At 38.2% G+C, this 731-nt stretch carries 1 pseudogene; it reads left to right on the top strand.

Annotated elements, in window-relative coordinates:
- Positions 1-306: 306 nt before the first annotated feature.
- Positions 307-731 (top strand): annotated as a pseudogene (locus R8N47_RS24990) (ammonium transporter); the annotation flags it as partial.

The raw sequence follows: 731 nt of genomic DNA, 5'->3' as shown, positions 1-731 counted from the left end.
TATGAGGTGGCTTTTTTGCGTTTATGGTCAGAGTTTACTAATTAAACGCGTACATGTTGTGCGCATTATATTGGTGCATAGACCCTACATTGGTGCATTTGAATAGATGAAATCAATACAAATAAATGTTTTTGATTTCATTTAAGGCTTTATAAAACAATGAATTAAATCCTAATTGTTAGAAGAGTAAATTATGGAACGGTAATTGCTATATTAGACGCTTTGTGAATTTCATTCACCAAATTGGTGATGACTTTAACTTTGATGCACAGGATGAGTGCGCTACAAATAACGGAGATAAACATAATGAGTGTAACTGCCGATCAGGTACATGGCGTTGTACAAGCTCTCACACAAAGTTCCGATACACTTTTTCTATTATTGGGTGCCATCATGGTTTTTTTGATGCATGCTGGTTTTGCTTTTCTTGAAGTGGGAACCGTGCGCCAAAAGAACCAAGTAAACGCACTCGTTAAAATTATTGCCGATTTTGGTATTTCTGCGATTGCTTACTTTTTTATTGGTTATTGGGTTGCTTATGGCGGCACGTTCTTTTCTGATGCTCAAACCTTATCTCAAGATAATGGCTACGAGTTGGTTAAGTTCTTTTTCTTACTGACCTTCGCTGCGGCGATTCCTGCTATTGTTTCTGGTGGTATCGCAGAGCGAGCTCGTTTTTATCCGATTCTAATCGCAACATTTTTCACTGTCGGCGTCGTATACCCACTCTT

This window comes from Vibrio sp. 2132-1, assembly GCF_033344315.1.
This window is presented reverse-complemented; position numbering and strand designations above follow the sequence as displayed.